The organism is Okeania sp. (genome assembly GCF_983059655.1).
Genome location: NZ_CEZPJD010000119.1, coordinates 6,258 through 14,442 on the forward strand (window position 1 = coordinate 6,258; position 8,185 = coordinate 14,442).

Sequence of the window (8,185 nt, forward strand, 5' to 3'; positions counted from 1 at the left end):
ATCCCGTCCTTAGAGCTTCGTGGAGTCCGATGCAATAGCAAGACTGCGAAGCGAGAGAGCTTACACTATATCGAATGGTTAGTGTTGGAGTATGTCACTAGACAAGGAGAATTTATGAGAATAGCAGTAGCTAAGGAAACTCTGGTCAATGAATCCCGTGTGGCCTTAGTTCCCGATGTTGTAGCACGATTAGTCAAACAGGGGTTAGAAATTCAGGTAGAAGCAGGTGCGGGAGAAAAGTCTTTCTTCTTTGATGGAGCTTACGAACAAGCTGGAGCAAAAATAATTTCTGACAGTGACACTCTGTGGCGTGAAACTGAGGTACTTCTGAAAATTGGGGTACTACAGGAATCAGAAATTGATAAATTACCAGAGGGTTCTGTTTTAATTAGTTTCCTCGATCCTTTAGGAAATCCTGCTATCGTGCAACGTTTAGCGGAACGGAAGATAACTGCATTCAGTATGGAATTAATTCCTCGTACCAGTAGAGCGCAAGTTATGGATGCTTTATCTTCCCAAGCTAATATTGGTGGATATAAAGCAGTTTTGTTGGCCTCTGCTGCTTTACCCAAGTTTTTCCCAATGTTAACTACTGCAGCAGGTACAATTAAACCTGCAAAAGTGTTAGTAATGGGTGCGGGGGTTGCAGGTTTACAGGCGATCGCTACTGCTCGTCGTCTGGGTGCGGTAGTAGAAGCATTTGATATTCGTCCAGAAGTTAAAGAGCAAGTGCAAAGTTTGGGAGCAAAGTTTGTAGATGTAACTCTCCAGGAAGATACTGTTGCTGAGGGTGGTTATGCTAAAGAGCTTTCTGAGCAAGCCAAACAACACACTCGCGAAGTTCTCACACAGCACGTTGCGGCTTCAGATATTGTAATTACTACTGCTCAAGTTCCTGGTAAAAAGGCACCATTGCTAGTAACTAAAGAAATGGTAGACCAAATGAAACCAGGAGCAGTCGTAGTTGATATGGCAGCATCACAGGGTGGGAACTGTGAATGTACTGAAGCAGGCAAAGATGTACAGTGGAATGGTGTGACTATTATCGGTCCGGTCAACTTGCCAGCAACTATGCCAGTCCATGCTAGTGAATTGTATGCCAAAAATATTTCCGCTTTACTCAAATTGATGATTAAAGATGGAGAGCTAAATCTTGATTTTGAGGATGACATCATTGCTGGTGCTTGTGTTGCTCATGCTGGTGAAATTCGCAATCAAAGAGTTAAAGATGCTTTAGGTGTTGCTGTTAATTAGCAGTCAGCACTCAGCACTCAGCTATCAGCAAGAGTTTTGTCTTGTTGAGAAAACATTTAGCGTTCAGCAGGAGCATTTTTTTTCAGTTAAAGCCTTGCTGATGTCTTATAAAGTCAAAAATCAACTCTGAAAAGACTATGAGTGAAACATTAATTGCAGCTTTATTTGTATTCGTCTTGGCATCATTTGCCGGATTTGAAGTAATTAATAAAGTGCCACCTACTCTGCATACACCCCTGATGTCTGGAGCAAATGCTATCTCAGGGATTGCAGTTTTGGGCGCACTAATTATTGCTGGTGACAAAGATTGGAACGTCACTGTAATTTTAGGCTTAATTGCTGTAGTATTTGCCACCATTAACGTAGTTGGTGGATTTTTGGTTACAGACCGGATGTTGCAAATGTTCAAGAAGAAGGAGGCGGCATAATGACGGAATTTATACCAACCGGAATTCAATTAAGCTACCTAGTAGCGGTATCCTTGTTTTTCGTGGGGCTGAAAAAGTTGGGATCTCCAGCTACAGCTCGTAATGGTAATTTGCTGGCGTCAGTGGGAATGTTGATTGCTATTGTAGCAACCCTGCTAGAAAAAGAAGTAATCAACTATGAAATGATTTTGGTAGCAATTGTTGTCGGTTCCATTATTGGAGCGATCGGTGCTTACAAAGTAGAAATGACTGATATGCCTCAAATGGTTGGTTTGTTCAACGGTTTGGGTGGTGCTGCTTCTGCAATGGTAGCAGTAGGTGAGTTTTGGCGGTATTTGGCTGTTGCTCAGTCTCCTCCATTGCCTACTACTATTACAGCATTATTGGGCGTATTAATTGGTGGTGTAACTTTTACAGGTTCTGTAATTGCTTTTGCTAAACTACAGGGAATTATGAGTGGTTCTCCGATCACTTTCCCATTGCAACAACCTGTTAATGCTCTCCTGTTTGGTGGGTTTATTGTTGGTAGCGTTTATCTATGCGTCACACCATTTAATTTACCTGTATTTTTAGCATTGGTAGGTGTATCCCTAATATTGGGTGTAATGTTTGTCATCCCTATTGGTGGTGGCGATATGCCAGTTGTGATTTCTTTGTTGAACTCATTCTCTGGACTAGCTGCTAGTGCTGCTGGTTTTGTGGTGATGAACAATATGTTGATCATTGCTGGTGCATTGGTTGGTGCTTCTGGTATTATCCTCACAGTAATTATGTGTAAGGGTATGAACCGCTCCTTGACTAATGTACTGTTTGCTGCATTTGGTACTGGTGAAGGTGGCGGTCCTGCTGCTGCTGGTGGCACGACTGATAAGTCTGTTCGTAGTATTGACCCTGAAGAGGGTGCAATGATGTTGGGTTATGCTCGTTCTGTGGTAATTGTACCTGGTTATGGTATGGCTGTTGCTCAAGCACAACATTCTGTTCGTGAGTTGACAGACCAGTTGGAAGGATTGGGTGTTGAGGTTAAGTATGCTATTCACCCAGTTGCAGGACGGATGCCTGGACACATGAACGTATTGTTGGCAGAGGCAAATGTACCTTATCCCCAGTTATATGATATGGATGACATTAATCCTCAGTTTGACCAGGCAGATGTAGCTTTGGTAATTGGGGCTAATGATGTGGTCAACCCAGCGGCTCGTGCGGATCAGAATAGTCCAATTTATGGGATGCCCATTCTTGATGTTGATAAGGCAAAGCATACTATTGTGATTAAGCGCGGTCTCAGCACTGGTTTTGCTGGTGTGGACAATGATTTGTTCTACAAGGATAAAACTATGATGCTGTTTGGTAGTGCTAAGGATATGGTTGCTAAGTTGGTTTCTGAGGTTAAGCAACTTTAAAATTAGATTGAGCTGTGGTAAGCGTATAATATTTGTCTCAAGGCGCTGACCTCTAACCTCATTTATACTGAGCATTGTTCATTGAGCAATGCTCATTTTAAGTTTTATATCAAGATTGGCTATTCAATGGTATTAGGTGGTAGGTGGTAGGTATAAGAAATAAACAGTGAAGATTTTTCAATTCCGTTAAGCATTTCTATTTTACTGTAACAATCTTTCTTGAATTTGGTATAAACTTTTGCCTTTAGGAGCTGTTCCCTGTTCTCTGTTCCCTGTTACCTATTCCCTAATATTAAAAAAAGTCTCTGAATATTAATATCTATTGTGTTATTATAAAAGGCGAGAATAAATTCGGTTATAATGTTTGTTTATATTGAGGACTACTTTCCTGTCGCTATTGACAAGCTTCTCTCCGAAATCTAAATCTCTACAAATATCTTAATTTTGGAGAATATCTATGTCAATTTATGTAGGCAACTTATCCTACGATGTCACGCAGGATGACCTATCTGAAGTTTTTAAGGAGTATGGTTCTGTCAAACGAGTTCATTTACCAACTGACCGTGAAACAGGACGCATTCGTGGTTTTGGGTTCGTGGAAATGGATACCGAGGAAGAAGAAGAAGCGGCCATTGCTGCACTTGATGGTGCTGAATGGATGAGTCGCGAAATCAAAGTGAATAAAGCCAAACCTCGTGAGGAAAGACCTTCCTTTGGCGGTGGCCGCAGAAACAACTCTCGTCGCTACTAAGTTTAATTCACTTTCGTTCAAACTTAATTATAGGATTTAGTTTAGTTCCTGTAATTATAAGAAAGAATTTAGGTAGGGGCATGAAACAGAAGCGTCAAATTAATAAGGTGCAGAATTTTAAATTGAATTCTGTAAAATTTTATTTTGGCTGTACGTTTAAGATCCCCTACCAGATATTAATGTTTGTTAGCCTTTGATGGGTGATATCAAATCCGGTTGAAAGTTTACTTTGGAGGAGGGAAGGCAGAGGGCAGAAGGGGAAGAAAGGTTTAAAGGTCATTTCAGTTATCAGTTATCAGTTATCAGTACCTCTTGCTGTTTGCGGAGCATGACCTAGGAAACCAAGAGGCTTGAAGTACGGAATTATTTTTTCTCTTGGTCTCATAGATATGGCGCAGGTTTCGGAGCCATCTCACCCTACGGGAAGCTCCGCTTTTCGCGCCAGCGTTGTAAAGCAAACGACCGCTTTTTATCCCCTTAAAAGGGGAGGCTCATACCCACGATTTTTCGGTAAAAGGTTTTTTATCACTGATTATCCGGACATGATATGATATGTTTTTAATTAGTACTTTTTCGTTTCTAGTAACTTCTGGTCCCTATATTCAAGCTTTCCAATTGACAAAGCGGGTATAAAAATAAGCGATCGCCTCTCCAACAACAGTCCTCATACCTGCGCTAGACTGCCACCATTTTTTAGGATTATAACCTTTAGGCTCAAGAGCAATCACACCTACCTGAATATCTGGATTGAAAATATTTCGATAAATCATCCAGCTACGGCGAGCGTGAGGTCCTAAAGTATAGATATTGATAGAGTCTACTTTCAGATTAGAAGTTGCTAGCCATTCTTTAACTGCAATAGCAGAGGCAGCAGTACGATACTTAACAACTTGAGGAGTCGGTATAGCAACCACTTGGTCTGGCTCGAAACCCAAGGCAATTAAAGTTGCGGCTGTTAGTTCGGCAAAGTTATCGTATTCTGATAGATAGTATCCCTTGCCTATGGGTGAACCTGTGGTGATTAATTTCTGATAAGTACCTTGTTGAAATTCAGCGATCGCTAATTTCACGGCATAGTCAGACATCCAACCTTCAACTATTAGTATATCTGCTTTTATGGGGGAGGTTAGTGCTAAGAATGAATAAATATTAAAGCAGCAAATCGTAATTAGAAAGATAATTAATCCTAGAATTAATATCCATATCTGGGTTATTAAAATTAATTTTTCCTGCCATTGTAAGAAAATGTTTTTTGGATACATTTAAGTAATCAACATAGATTCCAGATAACATTAAATCCTGTTAATATAGCGCTACAAGTTTAGGTTAGGACATTCCTAAATCCACCAAACCCACTCACAGTTTACTTTTGCCTGTTGCCTGTTGCCTGTTGCCTAGCGCGTAGCGCTATAAAACAGATTTATAATTTTTTCTGTTCTTTACTATTGAGCTTCATAAGTAATTTATTTAACTGAATTTTAGATATATAGATATAGCGTTTCTCAAGTTACTGAGGTACATTTGTTTTTCGTAAGCATTCAGCTATTAGCGGTCAGCAATCAGCAAATAATTCTTTCTATTGTTAAAGCCCACGTTCCGCACGTCAAGTTGTAACATCAAAAGTAGCATAAAAAATGGTAGCTTGATAAGTATTTATACTGTAAAAATTATCTTCATTGAGCTTTCTTAGAAGTCAAATTCTCAGGAAAATATTAAGAGCATAAATACTTACATGGAGCCAGACAATTAGTCGGTATCATTCCCTACTGACTATTGACTATTGACTACTCACCTTTTATACTACATTTTGTGGTGCGGAATGTGGGTTAAAGGAGTATACTTTGAGTAGTAACTTTTAATTATCCTTGAAGACTAATTTATTCTTCCAAGATAATCATATTAATAACTTATAGCTGACGGCTGAATGCTTACTGTTTTTCTTATTTTCTACTCTTTACTCTCTAAAAATTATGAATTTGCCTACCTCAAGCTTTTTGGCAATTGCGATAATACCAATTACTAAAAGTAGTGCTAAAGTATAGCAAATTAACTAATTAGCACAAGCTGAATTACTTTTTTGCTAATTTTAGATAAGTTAATGTTAATTATTCTGATTTTTGTTTCTCCCCTTCGCTCCCCTACTAACCTGCTCAACAAAATGTAGAGAAGTTTTTGAGAAATGGTATAAGTACTTTATAAATAGGGCTTATGCACCTGCAACTTATTTTCGTCTGAGTCCGAAACGGAAAACTATCTCAAATCCTAGTTTTTCATACCTCATCTGTAAGTCCTGACAAATTTACAAAATCAAAGTTATAAGTGTAGCACGATCTTTGATAAAGCAGATTCAATTGTATGTACTTTGACATACGAACGAATCTGCTGTAAATTTTATTATTATGTGTTTTTTCCTAACTACTGACTATGAACTACTTTTACTCATAACTAAATGTAGGTAACAAAATTTTTTAGATTTGAGATAACTGCTATTTATTAGACATCTCTATCTTTAATAATAGAGAAAGTAGAGAGTAGGGGAAAATAATTGATAATTTCTGTGCGATAATTGATTTGATTTTTTATTATTGGAAATGTCTATAAAAAAAGACTAAATCTTCTTCACTTAACTTAATTAATATTTACTGTTAATAGCTAGAAAGAGCTATGAACTACTTCTTCCTGTTTTTTGTGCAAATATTCAAAAACACTCTTATCACCTATGTCTGGAGGTATTGCTTGGAATACCTTTCGGATAGCAAAAACTATAAATAGAAATGCCCAAATTCCCAATAAAAACTCTTTGACTTCAAGTAATAAAAAGTCAGCCATATGAGATAGAAGTAAAAAAGGTACTAAAGGTGTGAGGAATTTCGTTTCTAGGCGGTTAAAACAAAAAGCTTCTTTGAAATAAATACCAGTCAAGGCAGCAAAGGTAAAACCAACACCCAAAATGGTAATTGGATTAGTGTAAACTACTAAAAACAGGGGCTGAGTACTGTTAATTGCTAAAATTACTGCAGTAATAGTCCCTATAATCCAAAATGCCTGCAGTAGTCGGTGTAAAATGGCCATATAGATATGAATAGTTGCTAAACTTAGACCTAAAGCTAGACAAAAACAACCATAGATAGGCGTAAGTGCTTTAATAATGGTTGGGTTATTACCTTGCCATAGGACTAAAATGCTGCCTAATGCAAAACTCAGGGCAGCGATCGTGAGGCCACTGCGGTAAATAATGACACTAAAGCGGTCGCTTTTTGTGATAGTAAATTCTCCAAAATGTCCTTGATAAACTATGGGTTCTGGGGATTGTAATATTTGTGTCATAATTTACTCCTAAAGTAGAGATAGAGCGACTGATTTTTTTTAACTTTATAGATATTCTTTAATCATAAACCTGGATAAGGGGAGAACTTCATGCCAAAATCTAATCAAAGACAAAATAAAAATAAGTCTCAACCTGATACCAGAAAACTCAAACCAATTGAAATTGATGAGACTATTATATCAGGGAAAACTGGTAAACTGAATAATGGAGGAAATATAACTATCAGTGTACCTATTGAGGATTTTTTACAGCATATCGGTGCTTTTCAAGGGATGGAAGAAGATGATGAAACAGAACAAATTAATTTAGAAGTTTTTGAACAAAAGTTAGAGGAAATTTTCAATACAAATAATTTAAAAGTTAATCAAAGTAATTTAAAAAAATATTTTAAATATCTCAAGCAAAATATTGAATTTCCTTGTTTAGTTACAGGAATAGAAGAATTTGAGTGGGAAGAACATTATACTATTGGTCCAGGAAGTGAAAAAGAATATCAAAAGTTGAAGAAGAAAAAGCCATCTTATACAGATGTGTTTAATCTGCTGAAATTAGACGACCGACTAAATTTAGAGTCTGGAGTTTTAGCAGAATTGGAGCGCACTACAGATAGTCAGAAATTTACATTGCCACTAGCTGAATTAGAAGCTGTTATGGAAGATTCTGAAAATGCTGAATTATTAGAAGATTATTCTATGTGGTTTTTTACTTATTTATAAGTAAATTGACAATAGCCCTTCAATAATTAATAATTAATAATTAATAATTAATAATGAATTATTACCTCTCCTTGAAAAGAAGAGGATTGACTAATAATTAAAATCTTTTTTTGTTTCTCCTTTAAATGAGAGGCTTTAAACCTTAATTATTCGGTAAAAGATATAATTTAAGTTATGAAATTATTTAAAACTCCTTGATTTAATAGTAATTTTCTTGTTAATTTTCAATCTGAAATATGAATAGATTTTGGTGGAGATTTTAAAGTATATATCTGAGTCTCTGTGGCGATCGCCTGTCGTACATT

General features: G+C 37.1%; 7 protein-coding genes. 5 read left to right on the top strand and 2 right to left on the bottom strand.

Annotation, left to right across the window (positions count from 1 at the left end; genetic code table 11):
- Nucleotides 1–114: 114 nt before the first annotated feature.
- The 4 genes from AC3DU7_RS09520 (at nt 115) to rbp (ending at nt 3,836) form a co-directional block, all read left to right on the top strand.
- On the top strand, nt 115–1,254 hold the full coding sequence (locus tag AC3DU7_RS09520; RefSeq protein WP_488039116.1) for a Re/Si-specific NAD(P)(+) transhydrogenase subunit alpha: 1,140 nt from the start codon (nt 115–117) through the stop codon (nt 1,252–1,254).
- A gap of 137 nt (nt 1,255–1,391) precedes the next feature.
- On the top strand, nt 1,392–1,682 hold the full coding sequence (locus tag AC3DU7_RS09525) for an NAD(P) transhydrogenase subunit alpha part 2 (RefSeq protein WP_094678584.1): 291 nt from the start codon (nt 1,392–1,394) through the stop codon (nt 1,680–1,682).
- Nucleotides 1,682–3,085 carry an NAD(P)(+) transhydrogenase (Re/Si-specific) subunit beta gene (locus AC3DU7_RS09530; RefSeq protein WP_488039111.1) on the top strand — a complete coding sequence of 468 codons (1,404 nt, stop codon included), beginning with the start codon at nt 1,682–1,684 and terminating at the stop codon, nt 3,083–3,085. Before AC3DU7_RS09525 ends, AC3DU7_RS09530 begins: the two co-directional genes overlap by 1 nt.
- Before the next feature lie 457 nt (nt 3,086–3,542).
- Nucleotides 3,543–3,836 (top strand): RNA-binding regulator, encoded by a 294-nt coding sequence (rbp, locus tag AC3DU7_RS09535; protein ID WP_488039112.1) that lies wholly within the window; start codon nt 3,543–3,545, stop codon nt 3,834–3,836.
- A 602-nt stretch (nt 3,837–4,438) separates the two neighbouring features.
- On the opposite strand, the gene AC3DU7_RS09540 is transcribed toward rbp, so the two are convergent.
- Together AC3DU7_RS09540 and AC3DU7_RS09545 are read right to left on the bottom strand one after the other, a co-directional pair.
- Nucleotides 4,439–5,098 carry a YdcF family protein gene (locus tag AC3DU7_RS09540; RefSeq protein WP_488039113.1) on the bottom strand — a complete coding sequence of 220 codons (660 nt, stop codon included), beginning with the start codon at nt 5,096–5,098 and terminating at the stop codon, nt 4,439–4,441.
- 1,390 nt (nt 5,099–6,488) lie between these two features.
- Nucleotides 6,489–7,163, bottom strand: a complete 675-nt coding sequence (locus tag AC3DU7_RS09545) for a DUF2301 domain-containing membrane protein (RefSeq protein WP_488039114.1) — start codon at nt 7,161–7,163, stop codon at nt 6,489–6,491.
- A 90-nt stretch (nt 7,164–7,253) separates the two neighbouring features.
- On the opposite strand from AC3DU7_RS09545, the gene AC3DU7_RS09550 reads away from it, so the two are divergent.
- Nucleotides 7,254–7,880, top strand: coding sequence for a calcium-binding protein (locus AC3DU7_RS09550; protein WP_488039115.1), 627 nt, complete (start codon nt 7,254–7,256; stop codon nt 7,878–7,880).
- The last annotated feature ends 305 nt before the right edge of the window (nt 7,881–8,185 follow it).